Below are 22,385 nucleotides of genomic sequence, written 5' to 3' on the forward strand. Positions count from 1 at the left end.
AATAATCATGATTGTCCCGAAAGGTAAGCTAATAATTATAGGCGGCGCGGTTGATATGGGTAGTAATGTTACCCTCCAGGAGCATATTTTGCAGCCCGATTATATCAAATTTTTTGAACAAGGCATATTAAGGCGCATAATTAACGAATCTGCGAAGCACGAAGGCTCACAAATTGAGGTGATCACCACTGCCTCACAAATTCCGGAGCTTGTTGGTGAGGAGTATATCAAAGCCTTTGGCCAGCTTAACGTTACCAATGTTAACGTACTGCACATCAAGAGCCGTGAAGATGCAGCCAATAAAGTTTATCTCGACAGGATCCGTAAGGCCGATGTGGTGATGTTTAGCGGGGGCGACCAGCTCAGGCTAACAGCCATTTTTGGAGGTACCGAATTTTTGCAGATCCTGAAACAACGTTATCAGAAAGAAAACTTTGTAATAGCAGGGACTTCGGCAGGAGCAGCGGCTGCATCAACACATATGATTTACCGCGGGCAAAGTAACGAAGCCCTGGTTAAAGGCGAGGTGCAGATTACCGCCGGTCTTGGCTTTATCGACTCGGTTATTGTTGATACCCACTTTGTACAGCGCGGCCGTATTGGCAGGTTAATGTATGCAGTGGCAACCAACCCGGGCATTTTAGGGATAGGATTAGGCGAAGATACAGGCCTGCTCATTACCGAGGGGTATATGATGGAAGCGATAGGCTCGGGCCTGATTATTTTGGTTGACGGACGCAACATCGTGTCAACTAATATTTATGATGTAGAGCTTGGTTCGCCAATCTCTATCGAAAACTTAAGGGTGCACGTGATGTCGATATTTGACAAGTACGATTTGGTGCAGCACCGTTTAATCATAAAAAAGAGCATGAAGGTTGAAGAAGGCGTTTTTATAAATGCACCAGGCAGCAAACTTCTACAATAATTTAAACTGCATATAGTTCTTATAAATACCCTGGCCTTATTTATGCAGGTACATCTACTTAATTTATAATTATGAAAATAATTATTCACGGCGGTTTTTTTAGCGAATCGCTTACCAACCAGGAAGTAAAGCTGGCCAAACAGGAAGCCCTGAATGGTATAGTACAGTTAGGATATAACCATCTGCAACATCATACCGCGGCAGAAACTGTAGTATATACTGTACGGTTGCTTGAAGATTGCGAGCTTTTTAATGCCGGTACCGGATCGCAAATTCAGAGCGATGGTAAAATCCGCCTCAGCGCATCGCTCATGGATGGCAAAACCCAGCGCTTTTCGGGCGTTATCAACATTGAAGATGTTAAAAACCCTATCTGCGTAGCCGAAAAACTTCAGGCCTATGATGATCGTGTATTAAGCGGCAAAGGAGCGTGCGATTTTGCTATAGAAAACGGACATAAATACTATAATCCCGAAATACCACAGCGCCGTCATGAGTACGAGCAAAAACTAAGCGACTCCATCAGGCTCGGCACCGTAGGCTGCGTTGCGCTTGATGTACATGGCAACCTGGCTGCTGCTACCAGTACCGGGGGCAAAGGCTTTGAAATTCCTGGCCGTGTTAGTGATTCGGCCACTACTGCGGGTAATTATGCTAATGCATTTGCGGGCGTTTCATGTACCGGCGTAGGTGAAGATATTGTAAGCGGATCGGTAGCTGTTAAAATTGTTACACGCGTAACCGATGGCATGACCCTCATGGCCGCTACCGAAAAAACCCTTGACGAAATGAAGCCCTATGATGGCTTTGCAGGCGTGATAGGCATCACCACCGACGGGCAGATCTATCACTCCGATACCCACCCTTATATGGTTTGGGCACTGCACGATGGCGACATTGAAGTTTTTAACTAAAACCTAAATTTATTTTTTCCGTAGAAAGGTACAAATTCAATATTTGTAAAATAACAGTGGCATTTAAGCGTTTATGTGTTTGCTGCCTTTTATAGGTATTGTTTTCCCGTTAACAAATAATTACATTTGTTAAGCTGATTAATTTAAAATTACACAGTTTAAACCCAGGAAAAAAGATTAGATGAGATATTTCCTACTTATTATTTTATGCTCTGTTGGGTTCAATGCATCAGCGCAATGGTATTACAAACCGTTCAATAAGCGCACCAGGTCTCCGCAGATGGCATATGCGCAAAATCATTCCATTAAAAGGTTGCCGCCCCCTACAGTAGCTAAAGTAAAAATCCCGCCAACTATTATTGAGCATACGCCTTATGTAATGGCAATGATCGAGGAATCGGTGATGAGAACCGCTCAGCATAATATGCGTTTCCATGTATACAATGCTGCAAGCTATAACTTTAGCGACCTGGCGCAGATGTACATGAAGCAAAACCGCCTGGCCGAAGCTAAATGGTTCCTGCTGCAAAGCATTACCATATCGCGCCAGCAAAATGATGACAGGCACACCATAGCCAACCTGCTTGATCTGGCAGCTGTAAAAGCCGATTACGGCGATTATGCACAGGCTAAACAGGATTTAGCCGAAGCCCGCCAGTTAGCTATTTCACGCGGTTTAACATATGACCTGGCTACAGTAGAGAAAAAAACGCGCTATTTACAGGACAACAAATTTAAAACGCCACACAGCGAAACCCGCTTTGCAGAAACTGCCGATGCCGGTACAATTACCAAACCGGTTAATAAATAGTATTTTTTTGTAACAAAAGCGTAAAATGGTGCAGCTCGCATACTATTAGTAAAACATAATCGTATTATTGTTCTTAGTAATTAAGAGACAGCATTTTGACTGTCTCTTTTTTATTTTACATTAGCAAATTAATAATAGGCACAAGTATTGATGTTTTACACCAACCCCGATTTAACTACAGTAAAAGATATGTTTAAGAAAGTATATTTGTTATTGGTGCTGGGCGCAGCCCTCGCCTGTAAAGCATCGCCATCCAAACCTGTTAAAGTAGCAGGTTCAAATGATTTACAGCCCGATGAGCAACAAAGCGTTGTTTGTAAGCAGGTAGCATCATTAATTTCCAACTATAACTATAAAAAAGTTCCGCTGAACGATTCGGTATCAGCTATAATTTTTGATCGTTATATCAAATCGCTTGATGAAAACCACAGCTATTTTTTAGCATCAGATATCAAGGATTTTGAAAAATATAAAACCGTACTTGATGATGATATTAAAGCAGGCAACCTGGCCGATGCTTTTTACATCTTCAACGTTTTTCAAAAAAGGTACATCGAACACGTAAAATATTCAATTGAACAGATCAGCAAAAACTTCGATTTTAACAAAACCGAAACCTTTGTGTATGACCGTGACAAACTGCCCTGGATTGCTACACAGAGCGATATGGATGCCATGTGGACCAAGCGCGTTAAGTACGACCTGCTAAACCTTAAACTGGCCAATGCAGATATGGCTAAAAACAAGGAGACACTTAAAAAACGTTATGAAAACCTGTTGACTCAAACCAACAAGTTATCAAATCAGGACGTTTTCCAATACTTCATGGATGCCTTTACCGAGGCTATCGATCCGCATACTAACTACTTTAATCCATCAAACGCTGCCAATTTCAATATTGAAATGTCGCGCCAGGTTGAAGGGATAGGGGCTTCACTCCAGGTAGAAAACGAGTATGTAACTATCAAAACTATCGTAGCAGGCGGCCCGGCCGATAAAAGCCACCAGATAAGTGTTGATGACCGTATTGTTGCCGTGGCCCAAGGCAAAACCGGCGAATTTCAGAACGTGGTAGGCTGGCGCGTGGATAATGCCATCGCCATCATCCGTGGCACTAAAGGCACTACAGTTAGGCTTGAAATATTGCCTGCGGGTGTAAACGCATCTGCTAAACCAAAAGTGGTTGAAATGGTTCGCGAAAAGATCATCCTGAAAGATCAATCGGCCAAAAAAGAGATCCGCACTTACAACAGCAATGGTAAAACGGTTAGGATAGGGTTGATATCTATCCCGGCATTCTACATTGACTTTAACGATTATAAAGCAGGTAACCCTAACTACAAAAGTACTACCCACGATGTTAAGGCGATCCTTGACTCATTAAAGAAGGAAAATGTGGATGGCCTCGTGATCGACCTGCGTGAAAACGGCGGAGGTTCATTGATGGAAGCCATTGAGCTTACCGGCCTGTTCATTAAAACCGGCCCGGTAGTACAGGTACGTGACACCAAAGACCAGGTTGAAATTGATAAAGACGAAGATCCTGATATTAGCTACAGTGGCCCGATGGCCGTATTGGTTGATCGTTTCAGTGCTTCAGCCTCTGAAATCTTCTCAGGCGCAATACAGGATTACGGTCGCGGGTTGATATTGGGTACTCAAACTTATGGTAAGGGTTCGGTACAAAGCGCCATCGACCTTGACAGGGTGATCGGTTCTTCTCTTCGCGATAAAATTGCGGGCGTAGTTGGCGGCGGTAAAAAAACAACTTCTACCGGTAGCCAAAGCACTTATGGCCAGCTTAACCTTACTATAGCCAAGTTCTATCGCATCAGCGGTAATTCAACTCAGCATAAAGGTGTAACACCTGATATCTCTTTCCCTTCGGTTATTCCGTTGGATAAATACGGTGAAGATACCGAGCCATCAGCAATGCCTTTTGACATCATTGCCAAAACAGATTATACCAAAACAGGCGATTTCACCGGCGTATTGCCACAGCTTAAAAAACTGCATGACCAACGTATGGCCGGCAGCGACAGCTATAAATACCTGCTTGAAGATATCGCCGATTTCAAAAAACACGATGCTGATGACAGCGTATCACTGAAAGAGTCTGACTTGAAAAAACAGCGCGACGATGATGAAGCAAAAGCATTTGAACGCAACAACCTGCGCCGCGTAGCATTAGGTTTACCAGCCCTTAAAAAAGGACAAACCAAACCTAAAAACGAAGACCTTGACTTCGTAAAACGCGAAGCCGGCCAAATCATGACCGACTACATCAGTCTTGATAACAAGTTTACAAGTGTTGGCTCACAGCCAGCTAACTAAGTAGGTTTTAGATAACATTCAGCGCCCGGTATTGAAAGATGCCGGGCGTTTTTATTTCACCTAATTACTCTCTAACCCGTCATTGCGAGGTACGAAGCAATCCCTAACTCTACAGAGCGGTTTTACAAATCGGGGATTGCTTCGCAATGACGCTTTTATATTCAGTTTATATCCCCAACGTAAAAATCACTTATCATTATAAAACCCTGTCGGCTAATACCCTTGCATTTTGTAAATTTGGCCTCTTACAAAAAATAGATACTACGTTGAAGAATAATATCCTTATTGTTGATGATGTGCATGCCATATTTATGGAGCAGGCCGAAGCTAAAGGTTACACCTGCGATTATCGTCCGCTGATTAAGCTTGACGAAGCTATGCAGATTATAAGCAACTATGCCGGTTTGGTGATCCGCTCAAAATTCAGGGTGGATAAAGCCGTGCTTGACGCCGCCACCAACCTGCAGTTTATAGCCCGTGCCGGCGCCGGTATGGATAATATTGATGAAGATTATGCTGCTCAAAAAGGCATAAACCTCATTAATGCTCCCGAAGGTAATTCTGATGCCGTGGGTGAACACGCCATAGGTTTATTGCTATCATTAATGAATAACCTGAACCGTGGCGATGCTGAAATCCGCGACGGCAAATGGCAGCGTGAGGCCAATCGTGGTTATGAGCTAAAAGGCAAAACTGTGGGTATCATTGGCTACGGGCATATGGGTAGCAGTTTTGCACGCAAACTTTCGGGTTTCCAGGTAAACGTTATTGCTTATGATAAATACAAAACGGGTTTCAGCGATAAATATGCCCGCGAAGTAAGCATGGAAGAAATTGTTAAGCACAGCGATGTACTAAGCCTGCATATCCCGCTAACTACCGAAACTAACGGACTGGTTGACGATGAGTACCTGTTCCACTTCAAAAAACCTATATTTTTCCTGAACACATCCCGCGGTAAAACCGCTAAGGTAAGCGCTGTACTTAATGCTATACGCGAAGGCAAAATATTGGGCGCCGGATTAGATGTACTTGAGGTTGAAAAATTCCCTGCCCTCGCCGAGCAGCCGTGGTTTGAAGAATTAAGGCAAAGCGGTAAAGTGTTATTAAGCCCACACGTTGCCGGCTGGACATTTGATTCGTACCGGAAGATCAGCGAAGTGATGGCTGAGAAGTTGGTTGATTTGAAGGTTTGAACCTTGATTTATGGGATTTGAGGATTGCCATGAGTTATGCGTTGTCTGAACTCGAATTTTTTGAATTAAAGAATTAGCAGAACGCTAAGTAAATTCGATAAATTCTTAAAATTCGTTTAATTCGAGTTCAGACAAACATCCTGCTAATCCTCAAATCCCATAAATCAGGGTTCAGACAAAAAATCTTTCAACCCATTGTTAACAATCTTTTTTTGAATTGTAAGCCTATTCCCTCAACTTCGCAGTCCGAATTTTGATTATGAGTATTCATTATAAAATAATAGCTGCAGAGCTTTCTGTAGCCGAAAAACAGGTTACCGCTACGGTAGGCCTGCTTGATGAAGGAGCCACAGTTCCGTTCATTTCCCGTTACCGTAAAGAGCTTACCGGCAGTTTGGATGAGGTACAGGTTGCCGCCATCCGCGATCGCGTACAACAACTGCGCGAGCTGGATAAACGCCGGGAGGCTATCCTGAAATCGCTTACAGACCTGGGAAAGTTAACGCCCGAACTGGAAAAGCAGATCAACGAAGCCGAAACCATGGTTACGTTGGAAGATATCTATCTTCCTTATCGTCCTAAACGCAAAACCCGCGCTACAGCGGCCCGCGAAAAAGGCCTTCAGCCACTTGCCGACGTTTTATTAGAACAAAACAATATCGACCCGGAACTGATCGCCGCCGAATATATCAGCGATGAAAAAGGCGTTGCCAGCGTTGAGGAGGCCCTGGCCGGAGCAAGGGATATCATCGCCGAAACCGTTGCAGAGAATGCAGAAGTACGCACCAAGATCCGTGAGCTTTTTGTAGAGAAAGGCACTTTCGCATCGCGCGTAGTTGAAGGTAAAGAAGAAGCAGGCATTAAATACAAAGACTACTTTGAATGGACAGAGCCGGTTAAGACAGCTCCATCTCACCGCATACTGGCTATGCGCCGCGGTGAAAAAGAGGAGATTCTGTGGCTCGATCTGAAACCAGAAGAAGAAGATGCGTTGGAGATACTGGAAAATTCAGTTATCAAAGCCAACAACCAGGCATCGGGCCAGGTTCGCTTAGCGGTAACCGATGGCTACAAGCGCCTGCTAAAACCATCGATGGAAACGGAAGTACGCCTGCTTACCAAAAAGAAAGCCGACGAGGAAGCTATCCGTGTATTTGCTGAAAATGCCCGTCAATTATTACTTGCTGCACCACTTGGCCAAAAAAGGGTGTTGGCTCTTGACCCGGGCTTCCGTACAGGCTGTAAATTGGTTTGTTTGGATGAGCAGGGCAAACTGCTTGAAAATACTACCGTTTATCCGCATACAGGCGCAGGACAGGCGCGTGAAGCCGAAAAAACGGTACAGCACTTGTTCCAGAAGTATAATATCGAAGCTATCGCTATTGGTAATGGCACCGCAGGCCGCGAAACGGAAGTTTTTGTGCGCAACCTGAATCTATCAGGCGCAACCATTGTAATGGTAAATGAAAGCGGTGCTTCTATCTATTCTGCATCTGAAGTAGCAAGGGAAGAATTTCCTGACTATGACGTTACCGTAAGGGGAGCCGTATCTATCGGCCGCCGTTTAATGGATCCACTGGCCGAATTGGTAAAAATCGACCCAAAATCAATTGGGGTAGGTCAGTACCAGCATGACGTTGATCAGAATAAGCTTCAGACGTCCTTAGATGACACTGTGATCAGCGCAGTGAACGCGGTAGGTGTTGAGCTTAACACAGCCTCAAAACAGATCCTGGCTTATGTATCAGGCCTTGGCCCGCAGCTGGCACAAAACATTGTTGAGTACCGTAACCAAAACGGGGCTTTTAAACGCCGTGAGCAGTTGAAAAAAGTTCCGCGTTTGGGCGATAAGGCATTTGAGCAGGCAGCAGGCTTCCTTCGGATCCACAATGCAGAGAACCCGCTTGATACCAGCGCCGTTCACCCGGAGCGTTATGGTTTACTGGAACAGATGGCGACTGACATGAAATGTACTGTAAAGGATTTGATGGGCAACCCAACCCTGCGCAAAAGCATTCCGCTGCAAAAATATGTTTCCGAAACAGTTGGCTTACCAACTTTGAACGATATCATGGCCGAGCTTGCCAAACCGGGCCGCGACCCGCGTGAGCAATTCGAGGCATTCAGCTTTACCGATGGAATCAATGCCATTGGCGACTTGAAAGTGGGCATGAAACTACCGGGTATTGTCACCAACATCACTGCTTTCGGCGCTTTTGTTGATATCGGTGTTCACCAGGATGGCCTTGTTCACCTGAGCCAGATCACTAACCGTTACATTAAAGACCCTAACGAAGTACTTAAAGTACATCAAAAGGTTGAGGTAACCGTTACCGAGGTTGACGTGAACCGCAAACGCATTGCCCTATCCATGAAAGAAAACGACAAGAGCGAGCCAAACAACCAGCGCCGTAATGACGACCGTCGTCCACAGGGTAATAACAAACCGAACTTTAATAAAAGAGCCGAAAAAGAGCCTGAAACCGATATGGCTTTGAAACTGGCTGCTTTAAAGGGGAAGTTTAAGTTATAATTTAAAGTAGCATAATCTAAAAGACGTCATTGCGAGGTACGAAGCAATCCCAAACTATACAGGGCGGACTTGCAAATCGGGGATTGCTTCGTACCTCGCAATGACGCTTCTTTTTGTTACCTGTAAATTTTTATTCCCCATAAACAAAAAATCCCCAACCTGATGGCTGGGGATTTTTATTTATATCATCTAACAGATACTTATGCTACTGTACCCTCTTTCAGTTTCTCCGCATTCTCGGCAAACTGAAGCGATTCAAGAATCTCCTGTAAATCACCATTAAGAACGCCTGGCAGGTTGTAAATGGTCAAGCCAATACGGTGCTCAGTTAAACGTCCTTGCGGATAGTTATAAGTACGTACCTTGGCCGACCTGTCGCCAGTTGATACCATGGTTTTACGTTTTTTAGATGTTTCTTCCAGGTGCTTCTGTAACTCCATCTCGTACACCCTCGAACGCAATACCTGTAAAGCTTTATCGTAGTTTTTTAATTGTGATTTCTGATCCTGACACTGGGCAACAATGCCTGTAGGAAGGTGAGTTAACCTTACCGCAGAATAGGTAGTATTTACCGACTGACCGCCCGGCCCCGAAGCACAGAACAGATCCTTACGGATATCACTTACCTGCAGGTCAATGTCAAACTCATCAACCTCGGGTAATACTACTACAGATGCTGCTGAGGTATGTACACGGCCTTGTGTTTCGGTATCAGGCACACGTTGTACACGGTGTACGCCCGATTCATATTTAAGCGTTCCGTAAGCGTCTTCGGCGTTTACGTTGAATACAATCTCTTTGTAACCGCCGCTGGTACCTTCGGTATAGTCAACCAGTTCGGTACGCCAGCCGCGTTTTTCGCAGTAACGCATATACATGCGGTAAAGGTCGCCAGCAAAAAGGGCAGCTTCGTCACCACCTGTACCACCACGAATCTCGACGATAGCATTTTTTGAATCCTCAGGATCTTTAGGGATGAGCATCAAACGGATCTCCTCCTCTTTTACTTCCTGCTGGGCAAGCAGTTCGTCGAGTTCCATTTTAGCCATTTCGCGAAACTCCTCGTCCTTTTCGGTGGCCAGGATTTCTTTATTGGTATCGATATTGCTCATAATGTTGCGGTAGATATAATACTCATCAACAATTTTGGCAAGGTCTTTATATTCTTTGTTTAACTGGGCAAAACGCTTCATGTCCTGCATGGCGTCAGGACTGCTCAGCTCACCTTCAACATTTTTCCAGCGCTCGTATATCAGCTCTAATTTATCTAACATATTTTATAAATAATGATGCAGCTAAAACTGTTTGATATTGAACCGGCTTATGAAAGATTTGACGTTTCGGGGCGGCTTACAGGCTTGCTGCAAAAAAGTGCACAAAAGTACGTATTTTTTCTGTAAGAAAGATACCTTGTTTCGCTGTGCGGCTATCGCTAACACAGCTTATTACAATGAGCAAACAATGATGGCGACAACGCAAGAGTTGTATATTACATGTTTCAAGTTTATATTGAAAACTTATTTATATATTAGATTTTAATATACTAAACCTTAAATCTTAAAACTATGGGCGGATTAGGCGCACCTGAAATCATTTTAATTATTGTAGCTTTTGCAAGTCTTGGATCAATGATACTTTTCCCGATCTGGGGGTACAATGCCGGTGCTAAACGAACCATTGGTGCAGTTCCGGGCCTGCTTTTGGGACTATTTCTTAATTTTATCGGGATAATAATTGTTTATTGCACTCCAAAAGTCGCGGATAAAAACCTTTATAATTTCCCACCAAAATCATCAGCAGATGAATTGCAAAAATTTAAGCAACTGTTTGATAATGGCGCGATAACAGAGTCAGAGTATAATGCTCAAAAAAACAGGATCTTAAATCCCAATAACTATTGAAACTTATTCTTCACGCTTCTCAAAATATTCCAGCCTCAATTCCTTACCGTCAAAAACGGCATAAGAAAACTGAGTAATCCACTCGCCAAGATTAACGTAACGGCTTTGCGGGTTTAGCTGAATATCGAGCGGAATATGACGATGGCCAAAAACAAGATAATCGTAAAAGTTGTTTTTTAATTCTTCGCGGCAAAAATTTACCAGCCATTCCTGCTCTCCAGGTTTGGGGTTATCTTTCTTTTCATTGGTATCCCTGCTATGGCGGCTCCACTTATTGGCTATACCTACGCCAAGATTGGGATGGATACGTGCAAACAGCCATTGGCAAAACCCGCTCCTGAAAAATCCTTTTAAAAATTTATAAAAGCTATCTCCCGGACCAAGCCCATCGCCGTGGTGAATGAAGAATTTTTTGCCGCCGCGCTCAATTTTTAATTCATTGGTAATGATGGTTGCACCAAACTCATTTACAAAGTAATCAAACATCCACATATCGTGGTTGCCTTTAAACAGGTAAAGCTTTACCCCTGCATCGGCAAGTTCGGCAAGTTTGCCCAAAAAACGGATATAACCTTTAGGCACTACGGTTTTGTATTCGAACCAAAAGTCAAAAACATCGCCAACCAGGAATATTTCGGCCGCGTCATGCTTAATGCTATCAAGCCAGCGCACTATCTTATCTTCGCGTTGGCGGCTTGAGGCGTAAGTACCTGTACCTAAATGAAAATCAGAAGCAAAATAGAGTTTGTCGCGAACCGGCATATCCGGCAAAAATACGTTTTAACAGCCAAACAGAAAAGATAAAGATTGTTACACAATAGCTACAAAACAACGGCGTACCTTAGTGGTTATTCACAATACATTAAACATTAAAATTATGGCAATCCCCGAAAATCCAAATCTTGATGATGCACAGGAAAATAAAGATCCCGGCAATGAGTATGAACAAAACGAAGGCCAGGATACCGGCAACGAAATAATTGATAACAGCGAACCGGATGTAGCCGGATTGAATGCAGCCAGCCGGGCATCAGAATCATCATTTACCTTAAACTTTGAAGATGGCTATGCTCCTGCACCGGATAAAAAGGACGATGACCAGCAATCACCAAAACACTGATATACTGAACAATGAAAAAATTATTATTGCCGGCGTTGATCATGGTCGTTTTTGCCGGTAAGGTGTCGGCACAGTCAAAAGGCTTTTCCATGGTCGATTTCAGGGCTAATATAGGCAAAACGGGCACCTTATGTGATACCGTTTACTCATACAAAGCGGTAAGCGACACACTTACCCTGTTAAACATGGGCGCGGCCTACCCAAGGCAGAAATATACCATAGCAGTAAAGGGTAGCCAAATAAAGCTTGACCTATCTACCATAAAAGGGAAACATGTATGCGCAACCGGTACATTTGAACTTTTCAAAGGTCAGCCCGAAATTGTGGCCGACAAGCCGGAACAGATCACGGTTAACTGATCAATCCAAATGACTATAAAACAAAAAGAGAGCAGATCAATGATCTGCTCTCTTTTTGTTTTATTATGATAATAATATCAGCTTTTGGCTTAAAACGCCTTGTATAAGCCAAATACAATTTGTCCTTCGGTAATTGGCTGCTTGGTAACTAAACGGCCTACATTAAGCGTACGCCCGGTTGTTGTTACATCATATCCCGGCGATTTAACATAATTGCCTTTAAGCGATAGTCCCCAGCCGGCACCCATATCAAACCTGATTGCTGCGCTACCGCCATACGCAAAAGCGTAGCCTTTAGAACTTTCCTGGGTAATGCTGCCGGTTTGGGCGTCAACACCGGTAACAGATATGGTAAGCAATGGTGAGGTCTGGCTTTTTAAAGCTCCTGCAGATGCCCTTAGGTCAAACGATAAGCTGCGCCATACAAAAGTATATTGCGGGCCTAATAACAGGTTAAAGCTGCGGTAACGTTTGTCAGCGGTTACAGTTCCCTGGTCTGCTTTAAATGAGGTTGTATATCCCTGTGATAATATCAGGTCATCATCATATGAAAAATTGCTTTGATCCTGGTATGAAAAGGTATAGCCGATACCAAAGTTCCTATGCAGGTAATATGCACCGTCAAGCTGGAAAGTAACGCCCCTGTTTGCAAAACCCGATTTATTGTTGCTGTAATCAGCTTTTGCAAAATCTCCCAGCGCATAGGAAATACCCATACTTAAGCCCACATAAGGTTTAAGTTTCACTTTCGTTTCATCGTCTTTATCGTTAGTATCCTGAGCTTTTGTAGTAAATGCCAGCAGCATTAAAAGGCCTGCTGTAAAAAAAGTAAGGGTTTGTTTCATGTTTGTTATTATGTAACTGTATTACCGTAAGTTGCCACTGCATGCTTAGCTGCAAAGCAAACGTGTAAAAAAACGCATTATTATTGATACTTATATGATAACAAGCCTCCTCTTTAGGGCCAAAATCACATCGGTTATCATCTGCAAAAATCAAAGGAGTTAACTTTTAATAACTTGCCCTCATTTTACAGCAGTTTTTTCACGCCGCTAATATAGCCTGCAATGGGCAATTAAACAGCAACCGGGCGCAAAATTAACAACTTTTAACCTTTTGAACCGTTATTGCCTTGCAGCAATGTAGCCTGAATGGCTATCTTTAGTTGCCTGTAATTTAAACTACCATGACAAAAACGTTCTGTTTATTAGCATTAGCTGTTTTATTTTGCAGCTATACACACGCACAAATGACTATAAAAACGCTTCCATATCCCAAAACAAAAAAAATTGATGTTGTTGATACCTATTTTGGCACCCAGGTGCCCGATCCATACCGCTGGCTTGAGAACGATCATGCCGAGGATACCAAAGCCTGGGTACAGGACGAAAATAAGGTAACATTCAACTATCTCGACCAGATCCCTTACCGGGCCGAAATGCACAAACGCCTGGAATTTTTATGGAACTATGAAAAGTACAGCGCTCCCTTTAAGGAAGGCAAATACATATATTTTTATAAAAATGACGGTTTACAAAGTCAGAATGTACTATATCGCCAATTAGGTGATAACGGCACGCCTGATGTTTTCCTTGACCCTAACAAATTCTCGGCGGATGGCACTACCTCCTTACAGGGCATCGAATTTAGTAAAAACGGCGAACTGGCCGCTTATCAGATTTCCGAAGGCGGCTCGGACTGGCGTAAGGTTATCGTTGTTAACACCGAAGATAAAACTGTTGTTGGCGATACTTTAAAAGACGTGAAGTTTAGCGGGCTGGCATGGCACGGTACCGACGGCTTTTACTACAGCAGCTATGACAAGCCAACCCAAGGCAGCCAGCTTTCGGGTATGACACAGTTTCATAAGCTTTATTATCATAAACTTGGCACCCCCCAAAGCACAGATAAACTGGTATTTGGCGGCGATAAAACTCCTCGCCGGTATATAGGTGCTTACCTTACCGAAGATGAGCGTTTTTTGGTGATCACCGCCGCAACCTCAACAACCGGCAACGAGCTTTATATCCAGGATTTAAGCAAACCCGGCAGCCAGATCATCAATGTTGTAAATAACTTTGATAATCAGCACAGCGTTTTAGATAACGTGGGCAGCAAGCTTTATATCTTAACCAATATCTACTCGCCCAATTTTAAAATTGTTACTGTTGATGCTGCCGAACCGGGTATTACCCATTGGAAAAACCTAATCCCCGAAACCAAAAATGTATTAAGCGCCACCACCGGCGGAGGTAAAATTTTTGCCGAATACCTGCAGGACGCCACATCCCTGATACAGCAATACAATATGGATGGCAAACTCGAACGAACTATCCAGCTGCCGTCAATTGGCTCGGCTTCGGGTTTCGGTGCAAAAAAAGAAGAGAAAGTAACCTATTACACTTTTACCAATTACATATATCCGCCTACTATTTTTAAGCTGGATATTGAAAGCGGCGCCTCCACAGTCTATAAAAAATCGGGAGCGAAGTTTGATCCTGAGCAATATGAATCAAAGCAGGTGTTTTATACCTCAAAGGATAAAACAAAGATCCCGATGATTATCACCTATAAAAAAGGGACAGTGTTAAACGGGCAAAATCCAACTTTACTGTATGCCTATGGTGGGTTCGGCGTTAGCTTAACCCCAGCCTTTAGCACATCAAATATTATTTTGCTTGAGCACGGCGGCATTTATGCGGTACCCAACCTGCGCGGCGGGGGCGAGTATGGCGAAACCTGGCACCGGAAGGGCATCAAGTTAAAAAAACAGAATGTATTTGATGATTTTATTGCGGCAGCCGAATATCTTATCAAAAACAAATATACTTCCAAAGATTACCTCGCCGTTTCGGGAGGATCAAACGGAGGCCTGCTTATTGGCGCTATGTTAACCCAACGCCCCGATCTGTTTAAAGTAGCGTTTCCGGCCGTAGGTGTATTAGATATGCTCAGGTATAACAAATTCACCGCCGGCGCCGGCTGGAGCTATGATTACGGCACAGCCGAAGATTCGGAACAAATGTTTAAATATCTTTATAATTACTCGCCATATCATGCCCTTAAACCGGGCGTTTACCCTGCCACCATGGTAACCACTGCCGATCATGACGACCGTGTAGTACCTGCCCATTCATTCAAATTTGCTGCCCGTTTGCAGGAATACCAGCAGGGAGCTGCGCCAACACTTATCCGCATTGAAACCAATGCCGGCCACGGAGCAGGACAAAGCACAGCCCAATTGATAAACGGCCAGGTTGATAAATGGGCATTTATGTTTTGGAATATGGGTATTAAATGGTAATTATCTTTAAATCTTGATACACAATTTTATAAATGAAAAAATATCTGTTAGCGGTTGTACTGTTATTTATTACATCAACTATAAGTTTTGCACAGCATAAGAAACCAGCCCTCAACATCGTATTCATAGGCAATAGTATAACTCAGGGGGTACAGTTGGCCGATGCTGCTACTGAAGCTCCGCCGGCCACCGCTGTAGCTTATCTGCAAAAACAAAAGAACCTGGACACCGTGAGTTTCAGCAACCAGGGACATAGCGGCTACACCACGCTTGATTTTTTGCCCGGCACCGGTACATTTTCCAAAGTTGAAGATGCAGCCAACGCTTTTACCAATAAGGATGCATTGCTGATATTTTCGATAAAACTTGGTACAAATGACAGCGCCATACACGGGCCGCACGGCGCACCTGTATCGCCTGAAGATTATCAAAAAAATTTGAAGACCATAGTTGATAAATTATTGGCAGATTTCCCGAAAGCGGTTATCATTTTCCAGCATCCACTATGGTATAGCCCTAATACCTATAATGGTGCAAAATACTTACAGGAAGGCTTAAACAGGTTACAAAGCTATGTACCGATGATAGATGGGCTTGTAAAATCATATGCTACAACAAACCCCAAACAGGTATTTGTGGGCGATACTAAAGCTTTCGCCTACTTTGAAAAAAATCATTTAACTGATCTCATTCCCGAAAATGGTAAACAGGGCACGTTTTACCTTCATCCCAATAAAAAAGGGGCCGAAGCTTTAGGTAAGTTTTGGGGGATGGCTATTAATAAGGTTGTAAGGCGAAATTTTAAATGAGGATTGCCTATCGCTGGGAATGTTGATTTAAAAACCATGTCATTGCGAGGAGGAACGACGAAGCAATCTCGTGGCTATGCAGATCGGACACGCATTGGCAACGAGATTGCCACGCTACGCTCGCAATGACATAGTTTTTGTTTGTTTTTCTATGCAAATTTCATCTTCTCAACAATTGTCGTTCCCGCTGCGCGCGCGCTCAGGAGGGATTTTTTTTAAATCTCTTGTTAAGGAAATCGCTTAAGTTAACGGCTAAGAATTGCTCAATTCATTTCGTTAACAGTCAATAAAAAGGTGCGGAAAAGGTGGGGAATCGGAACAGGATTGTTTTGTTCATTCCGTTCAGTTTTCTTAATCATTAGCATAAAAATATGCGCTATGCTTAATTTTATGCTAATGAAATATTTACTCCTCTACATACCTTTAATCCTGTTTATCGTATCATACGGTTACAGCCGCAGATATTACCGTTTTATTGATAATGGCCGTGTGTCTGAAATTATCCAGGCAAACCAACGGTCAAAACAGTTCATGAATATGGCTGTATTTTCGTTTGTTGCACTCATGATAATATTAAAACTGCTTTAATAAAGTCGGCTTTCACTTACCGTAAAATCACTACATAGCCCGAAAGCACGATGTTATTCATCTTTGTATTTACTATATAGTAGTAAGTACCGGCTGGCAGTGCTTTGCCCTGGTAAGTGCCATCCCAGGGTTTAGGATATCCTACTGAGTGAAATAAAGCTTGTCCGTAACGATTATAAACGTCAACAGTGCTGCTTTCATACGCTACAAGACCTTTAATTTCCCAGTTATCATTTATCCCATCGCCATTAGGTGTAAAGGTGTTACTTACATTTATTACCGGCGAAACCTTAACGGCAACCTGGCTATAGTTAACACAACCATTTGATTTATCGGTGATTTTCAGTTGATACGTTATATCCTGATCGCCGGTTACTACAGGGTTTTTCACTGTAGTATTATCCAGTCCCGTAGCCGGGCTCCATTCATATGTTACGTTTTCGCTGCCTACCACCGGGTTTAAAGTGATGGTATGATCTTTTAAAACATACCTTGTATCACCGGCAGCATCTGCCTGCACTGTTGGCGGCGGAACAAAATTGATGGTGATATCATCGGTAGGTGTATGACAATCATCGGCCTGGGTTGCCCTAAGTGTTAATGTAACCGAGCCTTTGGCAATATCAATAGGATCGGGCTGAAATGTGGGGTTCTTAATATCATCTGAAGGAATAAATTTACCTAAGCCCGATGCTGAAGTCCACTTCATGGTGGTACCTGAATACACATCGCCACTTAATGCTACCATAGGGTTTTGGTTACAAACATTATCAATGCTTGGCGGCCCGGCATCGGCACCGGGGCTTGGCGCAAAAGTAAATGTAACCTTTTTGACTACCGCAGCACAATCAACACCGGTTGATGTAAGGGTTAAAGTAACCGATCCTGCGGCCCTGTCCGCGGCTGATGGAAAGTATTGTGTTGTGGGATCGTCAAGCTTAGCGAAAGTTCCTCCTGCGGGGGCACTCCAGATCGCTGTCCTGCTTGTACTACCCTCAAGTTGTATAAATGGTACGCTAATACATACGGGACGTGAGGGGCCTGCGTCAACCATTGGGATACTGTTTACCACAACTGGTATGGGGCTTGGTTCGCCCGGGCAGCCGTTTACCACCAAAGATAGATAATAGGTGCCCGCATTGGCGGCTGTAGCGTTTGGAATAGTTGTGTTTGGGCTTTGAGTTTCCGATCGGTAATTATTTGGCCCTGTCCACAAATATGTTACGGTGCCCGCTATGGGCTGGGTTAGCAGCACAATGTCACTGCCCTCACAAACGGGTGTGTTGCTATGTCCGTCTATCTTTAGTGTTTGGGGCCTTACAGTTACTGTATATTTAACAGGAGTACCCGGGCAGCCAAATGCAACAGGTGTTATGGTATAAGGAACCTGAATTGGATTTGTTGTGGTGTTAACCAATGCTTCATTGATAGGGTTTGCCGTTTGATCGGTAGCCGCTGCATTACTGATGCCGGGTACAACCGGCCGGCTCCATAAATAAGTGGCTGTAGATATATTGGATTCCAAAGTAATCCCCAACGGTGTGTTATTACATTTCGGATCCGAAGGTGGTGGACTGGTAATCGACACCCCCGGATTAACTGTCACCTTAAGCGGATACGGAACTCCCGGACAGTCGTTGGTTTTAAAATTAAATACGTAAGTAACCTCAATAGGATCATTGGTGGTATTATAAAGCACCTCTTTTATAGTAGACGCGGCCTGTCCCGTTACAGCCGCATTACTGATACCCGCAACTGCATCCCGGCTCCAGGTAAAACTTGTTGCCTGGGTATTAAACTTAACCTGGTAATTAGTACTTGAGCCATTGCAAACCGGACCGGGAGGGACACTTGTGACAACAGGTGTGGCATTTACAGTTACCGTGTATTGGAACATAGTACCCGGGCAACCATTTAAATAAGGGGTTATGTCGTAAGTTACATTAACGGGCAATCCCTTGGGGTCATTATTGATCAATGTTTCGGTAATTGAGCTTGTGGTTTGACCGGTTACCGCAGCGTTACTGATTCCGGGCACAGCCTTGCGATCCCATGAAAAAGTTGCACCGGGCTGGTCGGCAGTTATTGTATAATTTAATGCGGTGCCGCTACATATCGGATCACTTGTGGAATTGCTTGTTATCTGCGGAGCGGGGGTAACTGTTACCTCAACCTTAGTTCGCTCACTGATACAGTCATTAACTTTAGTCTCTACATAATAAGTCCTGTTGGTGGTTAACTGGGTGGTGGGGAAAGGATTGCCCTGATGTATTGGGGTACCCCCAACCGGTAGATTATACCATGTATAAGTACCAGTTGAGCCACTTGCAGTAAGTATTGCCGATTGCCCTTCACAAACTGTTGCCTTGTTATCAGTACCAACGGTTGGTGCCGCAGGGGGCGCCAATACATGAACTAATACAGGGGTACGTTTGCTGGTAATACCATTAACGGTTGTCTCAACGTAATAAGTAATATCACTTAGTATCGGCGGGGTAATAAATATCGGACCGGCTTTAAGTGCAGTTCCTCCGGTAGCGGTGTTGTACCAATGGTACGATCCGCCGGGCGCAGTAGCAATAAGGGTAGTGGTATTACCCGTACAAACAGATTTACCCTGAGCGGTGGGCGCTGCGGGTATTGGATTTATATCGATAGTAACTTTACTTGAAACAAAACTGCAAGGGCCGGCCGGATCATCAGAAGTTAATGTAAGTACTACATGTGTTTCGCCGGCAGCTGGAGTATAAATGGCATCCTTCTTTGTCGGATCGGAAAATGTACCTGCGCCGCCGGTCCATTTTCCTGATGAGGTTCCACCGCTAATATCCCCGGCCAAATGCACAGGAACGTCTTGGGGCACGGTTTGGTCGGGTCCAGCATATATTGCAACCTTCTTGTAAATAGTTACCGGACTTGTGGCGATACTTTGCGCACAGCCAGCACTTGCGGCTATGGTATTGGTTATGGTATAAGTCCCGGCATGACTGTTGTTCAGGTCTATTTCGCCTGTGCTGGGGTTTTTAAATACCACATTACCTGTTGACTCGCTGAAAATACCGGCGCTGGCCCCTGTACCAAAAACAGGCAGCGGATTTTTCATATCGGTACAAAATGGGGTATTATATGAAAAACGTGCATCGGGCGTTGTTACTATGGATATGCTTTGACTGGCCGCCCCTGCGCATGTGCCGCCGTAAGTAAAAATTACGGTATATTTTCCCAATGCGCTTGCAGCCACATTGATCTCGCCGGTGGTATTGCTTACAAAAACAAGCCCTGCAGGTGATGACGAGAAGACTCCTCCGGCCGGATTATAAATGGTTGGCGTAACATTGCTTCCCGAAGTACAAATAGTACCCGAAGGATACCGGAACTGAGGGTCAATAACAGGAGTTATCGATACCGTGAAGGCGGTACGCGGACTACTACATGATCCATTGCTCGCCCCGGCGTAAAAAATTGTTTGAGCAAATAAAGGATTAGTAGTATAAGTATTGCCCGTATACACCGGCGTACCGCCGGTTGCATCAGTATACCATTGAATGGTTCCGCCCGAAGCTGCAACATTTAAAGTCGCTGATTGGCCCGGGCATACCGTTGCTGTACCATTAACAGCAGGAGCGGCGGGCAGCGGATTTACCTGTACTGTTACTGCAATACGCGCGCTGGTACAGTCATTGATTTTACTTTGTACGTAATATGTTGTATTTGCCGTTAATTCTGGAGTAACATAGGTATCACCGGTTACTAAAAGATTACCGCCGGCAGCCTGATCATACCATTCATAATCATCGGGCGAACCTGTTGCCGTAAGCGTAGCCGATGTACCGGAGCATATCGCAGGAACCGGCTGCACTACGGGATTGGAGACAGGATCAAGCACGGTCACGGTAATTGCAGATCTGTCGCTAATACATGTCCCCACCGTTGTTTGAACATAATAAGTTGTGGTAGCTGTTAAAGCCGGGGTTGTAAAAGTAGCTCCGGAAAACAGGGCAGTGCCGCCGGTAGCTGTGGCAAACCATTGAAAAGTTCCGCCTTGTGTTGATGTTGCAGTTAATGGCGTTGATGACCCATTACAAACTACCGGACCGTCGGGTACAACCGGTGCATCCGGTGCAGGGGTAACAGTAACTGTTACCGGGGTACGGTCACTTGTGCAACTGCCGGTAGCATGTTCAACATAATAAGTTTTATTACTTGTTAAAACCGGGGTCGAAAAAGTATTGCCTGTAGCTACTGCAGTGCCACCGGTTGCTGATGTATACCAATTATAGGTACCAGTGGGCGATGGATCGGCGGTTAAAGTAATGCTTGTACCGTAACAGGTAGCCGGCGACTGCGAAGGCGGTGCTGCCGGTATGGGCGTTACAGATACCGGTACTGGTATACGATCGCTTGTACAATCGCCCACCCGTGTTTGTATATAATACGTTACCGGAGATGTAAGTACAGGGGTAGTATAATCCGGACTTGAAATTAGCGGGGTACCGCCAGATGGTACATCATACCATTCAACTACTCCCGAAGCGTCGGCATGTAAGTTGATAGACGAGCCTGAACAAACGCTGTTATTGGCAGGGGTTACCACCGGAACAGCAGGAGGCGCGTTTATCCTGGCAACTACGGGTATTGCAGCACTGGAACAACCGTTAGTTATGGTAAAAAGATAATAGGTTGTATTGGCAAATAAAGCGGGAGTAGTAAACGTAGCGTCAATACTTAAAGGCGTTCCGGTTCCTGAAGCATCGGCATACCATGCATAACTATTTGCGCCGGATGCCTTTAATGTTGCCGGCGAGCCGTAGCATACGGGATCTGACTGTATACTTGGGCCTCCTGTTACATAAACAATAACCGAGCTTCTGGTGCTGGTACAGCTACCTACAGTTGTTTCTACATAAAAAAGCGTAGCCTGAGTAATTGCAGGTGTTACATACGGATTACCTGTAAACAGGAAATTGCCGTTGGCGTCATACCATTGGTAAGTTCCGCCCGGAGCTGTTGCTGTTAATGTTGCCGATGTATTGGGACAAACATGCGGACTAGCAACAGTAGGCGGATTGGGAGAGGCCACTGCAGTTACCGCAAAATTGGCAGACTTTGGCTGGCAACCCGGGGTTTTATCACTTACTGTTACGGTATACGTTCCGGCTTTATTTACATCAATGGATGAAGTGCTTTCACCGGTACTCCACACATAGGTAAACGGGCCGGTACCACCGCTTATATTTGCGGTTAACGTTACATTTTTTCCCGAACAGATGGTACTTGATGGCGAGGATATTGTTACGTTCAGTGTACAAGTTTGACTATACCCGGCAAATGAAGTGAGGACCAGCAGGAATAGTACAAGTAACGGCTTATTAATGTTCTTCATAAGTCTCTTTATACTCAATAAATGTGGCTGCAAGCGGCTCATTTTAACGACTCCCCTTATTGAGCACAGTTTTAAGATTGGCAGATAATTGTGCTATCTTATACCAACCTGGCAATGATGTGTGCCTTTTTACGTAAAATACTAAAAATATGTTCCAAAAAACATGAACAAAATGAACAATGAACCACGGTGAAAGTATTTTTTC

Annotated in this window: 16 protein-coding genes; 12 read left to right on the forward strand and 4 right to left on the reverse strand. The window is 44.2% G+C overall.

Features of this window, described 5'->3' with window-relative positions:
• Window positions 1–7: 7 nt before the first annotated feature.
• The 6 genes from BMX50_RS07545 (at window position 8) to BMX50_RS07570 (ending at window position 8,716) form a co-directional block, all read left to right on the forward strand.
• Window positions 8–928 (forward strand): cyanophycinase, encoded by a 921-nt coding sequence (locus BMX50_RS07545; protein WP_091209761.1) that lies wholly within the window; start codon window positions 8–10, stop codon window positions 926–928.
• A gap of 71 nt (window positions 929–999) precedes the next feature.
• Complete coding sequence (locus BMX50_RS07550) at window positions 1,000–1,842, forward strand: isoaspartyl peptidase/L-asparaginase (protein ID WP_091209763.1); 843 nt, start codon at window positions 1,000–1,002, stop codon at window positions 1,840–1,842.
• A 181-nt stretch (window positions 1,843–2,023) separates the two neighbouring features.
• A complete protein-coding gene (locus BMX50_RS07555) occupies window positions 2,024–2,653 on the forward strand; it encodes a tetratricopeptide repeat protein (RefSeq protein WP_091209766.1) in 630 nt (209 codons plus the stop codon).
• A gap of 189 nt (window positions 2,654–2,842) precedes the next feature.
• The gene (locus BMX50_RS07560; RefSeq protein ID WP_091210347.1) at window positions 2,843–4,987 is read left to right on the forward strand and encodes a carboxy terminal-processing peptidase; all 2,145 of its coding nucleotides are present in this window, start codon (window positions 2,843–2,845) and stop codon (window positions 4,985–4,987) included.
• 266 nt (window positions 4,988–5,253) lie between these two features.
• Window positions 5,254–6,183 (forward strand): NAD(P)-dependent oxidoreductase, encoded by a 930-nt coding sequence (locus tag BMX50_RS07565; RefSeq protein WP_262494032.1) that lies wholly within the window; start codon window positions 5,254–5,256, stop codon window positions 6,181–6,183.
• Window positions 6,184–6,442: 259 nt separating this feature from the next.
• On the forward strand, window positions 6,443–8,716 hold the full coding sequence (locus BMX50_RS07570; RefSeq protein WP_091209770.1) for a Tex family protein: 2,274 nt from the start codon (window positions 6,443–6,445) through the stop codon (window positions 8,714–8,716).
• A 200-nt stretch (window positions 8,717–8,916) separates the two neighbouring features.
• Here BMX50_RS07570 and prfA read toward each other — a convergent pair whose 3' ends face one another.
• Window positions 8,917–9,990, reverse strand: coding sequence for a peptide chain release factor 1 (gene prfA, locus BMX50_RS07575; protein ID WP_091209772.1), 1,074 nt, complete (start codon window positions 9,988–9,990; stop codon window positions 8,917–8,919).
• Window positions 9,991–10,281: 291 nt separating this feature from the next.
• On the opposite strand from prfA, the gene BMX50_RS07580 reads away from it, so the two are divergent.
• Window positions 10,282–10,617: an SHOCT domain-containing protein gene (locus tag BMX50_RS07580; RefSeq protein ID WP_091209774.1), complete on the forward strand. Its 336-nt coding sequence runs from the start codon at window positions 10,282–10,284 to the stop codon at window positions 10,615–10,617.
• A gap of 3 nt (window positions 10,618–10,620) precedes the next feature.
• Here the strand turns inward: BMX50_RS07580 and BMX50_RS07585 are convergent, their stop codons facing one another.
• Window positions 10,621–11,379, reverse strand: a complete 759-nt coding sequence (locus tag BMX50_RS07585) for a UDP-2,3-diacylglucosamine diphosphatase (protein WP_091209776.1) — start codon at window positions 11,377–11,379, stop codon at window positions 10,621–10,623.
• Window positions 11,380–11,494: 115 nt separating this feature from the next.
• Here BMX50_RS07585 and BMX50_RS07590 point away from each other — a divergent pair, with 115 nt between their 5' ends.
• Both BMX50_RS07590 and BMX50_RS07595 read left to right on the forward strand, forming a co-directional pair.
• Window positions 11,495–11,737: a hypothetical protein gene (locus tag BMX50_RS07590; protein ID WP_091209778.1), complete on the forward strand. Its 243-nt coding sequence runs from the start codon at window positions 11,495–11,497 to the stop codon at window positions 11,735–11,737.
• Between the two features lie 11 nt (window positions 11,738–11,748).
• Complete coding sequence (locus BMX50_RS07595; RefSeq protein WP_091209780.1) at window positions 11,749–12,096, forward strand: hypothetical protein; 348 nt, start codon at window positions 11,749–11,751, stop codon at window positions 12,094–12,096.
• 89 nt (window positions 12,097–12,185) lie between these two features.
• On the opposite strand, the gene BMX50_RS07600 is transcribed toward BMX50_RS07595, so the two are convergent.
• Entirely contained in the window at window positions 12,186–12,941 is a 756-nt protein-coding gene (locus tag BMX50_RS07600) for an outer membrane beta-barrel protein (RefSeq protein ID WP_143065121.1), read from the reverse strand.
• A 341-nt stretch (window positions 12,942–13,282) separates the two neighbouring features.
• Here BMX50_RS07600 and BMX50_RS07610 point away from each other — a divergent pair, with 341 nt between their 5' ends.
• The 3 genes from BMX50_RS07610 (at window position 13,283) to BMX50_RS07620 (ending at window position 16,797) form a co-directional block, all read left to right on the forward strand.
• Window positions 13,283–15,400: a prolyl oligopeptidase family serine peptidase gene (locus BMX50_RS07610; RefSeq protein ID WP_091209786.1), complete on the forward strand. Its 2,118-nt coding sequence runs from the start codon at window positions 13,283–13,285 to the stop codon at window positions 15,398–15,400.
• Between the two features lie 32 nt (window positions 15,401–15,432).
• Window positions 15,433–16,209, forward strand: a complete 777-nt coding sequence (locus BMX50_RS07615) for a GDSL-type esterase/lipase family protein (RefSeq protein ID WP_091209788.1) — start codon at window positions 15,433–15,435, stop codon at window positions 16,207–16,209.
• A gap of 396 nt (window positions 16,210–16,605) precedes the next feature.
• The gene (locus BMX50_RS07620) at window positions 16,606–16,797 is read left to right on the forward strand and encodes a hypothetical protein (protein ID WP_091209790.1); all 192 of its coding nucleotides are present in this window, start codon (window positions 16,606–16,608) and stop codon (window positions 16,795–16,797) included.
• A gap of 16 nt (window positions 16,798–16,813) precedes the next feature.
• Here the strand turns inward: BMX50_RS07620 and BMX50_RS07625 are convergent, their stop codons facing one another.
• Window positions 16,814–22,180, reverse strand: coding sequence for an Ig-like domain-containing protein (locus BMX50_RS07625; RefSeq protein WP_167667841.1), 5,367 nt, complete (start codon window positions 22,178–22,180; stop codon window positions 16,814–16,816).
• Between the last annotated feature and the right edge of the window lie 205 nt (window positions 22,181–22,385).

Source organism: Mucilaginibacter gossypiicola, from assembly GCF_900110105.1.
Lineage (GTDB): Bacteria > Bacteroidota > Bacteroidia > Sphingobacteriales > Sphingobacteriaceae > Mucilaginibacter > Mucilaginibacter gossypiicola.

Excerpts from the sequence above, each read along its gene's own strand:
- BMX50_RS07545 (WP_091209761.1), top strand. The coding sequence starts at position 8 with ATGATTGTCCCGAAAGGTAAGCTAATAATTATAGGCGGCGCGGTTGAT.
- BMX50_RS07550 (WP_091209763.1), top strand. The coding sequence starts at position 1,000 with ATGAAAATAATTATTCACGGCGGTTTTTTTAGCGAATCGCTTACCAAC.
- BMX50_RS07555 (WP_091209766.1), top strand. The coding sequence starts at position 2,024 with ATGAGATATTTCCTACTTATTATTTTATGCTCTGTTGGGTTCAATGCA.
- BMX50_RS07560 (WP_091210347.1), top strand. The coding sequence starts at position 2,843 with ATGTTTAAGAAAGTATATTTGTTATTGGTGCTGGGCGCAGCCCTCGCC.
- BMX50_RS07570 (WP_091209770.1), top strand. The coding sequence starts at position 6,443 with ATGAGTATTCATTATAAAATAATAGCTGCAGAGCTTTCTGTAGCCGAA.
- prfA (WP_091209772.1), bottom strand. The coding sequence starts at position 9,990 with ATGTTAGATAAATTAGAGCTGATATACGAGCGCTGGAAAAATGTTGAA.
- BMX50_RS07580 (WP_091209774.1), top strand. The coding sequence starts at position 10,282 with ATGGGCGGATTAGGCGCACCTGAAATCATTTTAATTATTGTAGCTTTT.
- BMX50_RS07585 (WP_091209776.1), bottom strand. The coding sequence starts at position 11,379 with ATGCCGGTTCGCGACAAACTCTATTTTGCTTCTGATTTTCATTTAGGT.
- BMX50_RS07590 (WP_091209778.1), top strand. The coding sequence starts at position 11,495 with ATGGCAATCCCCGAAAATCCAAATCTTGATGATGCACAGGAAAATAAA.
- BMX50_RS07595 (WP_091209780.1), top strand. The coding sequence starts at position 11,749 with ATGAAAAAATTATTATTGCCGGCGTTGATCATGGTCGTTTTTGCCGGT.
- BMX50_RS07600 (WP_143065121.1), bottom strand. The coding sequence starts at position 12,941 with ATGAAACAAACCCTTACTTTTTTTACAGCAGGCCTTTTAATGCTGCTG.
- BMX50_RS07610 (WP_091209786.1), top strand. The coding sequence starts at position 13,283 with ATGACAAAAACGTTCTGTTTATTAGCATTAGCTGTTTTATTTTGCAGC.
- BMX50_RS07615 (WP_091209788.1), top strand. The coding sequence starts at position 15,433 with ATGAAAAAATATCTGTTAGCGGTTGTACTGTTATTTATTACATCAACT.
- BMX50_RS07620 (WP_091209790.1), top strand. The coding sequence starts at position 16,606 with ATGAAATATTTACTCCTCTACATACCTTTAATCCTGTTTATCGTATCA.
- BMX50_RS07625 (WP_167667841.1), bottom strand. The coding sequence starts at position 22,180 with ATGAAGAACATTAATAAGCCGTTACTTGTACTATTCCTGCTGGTCCTC.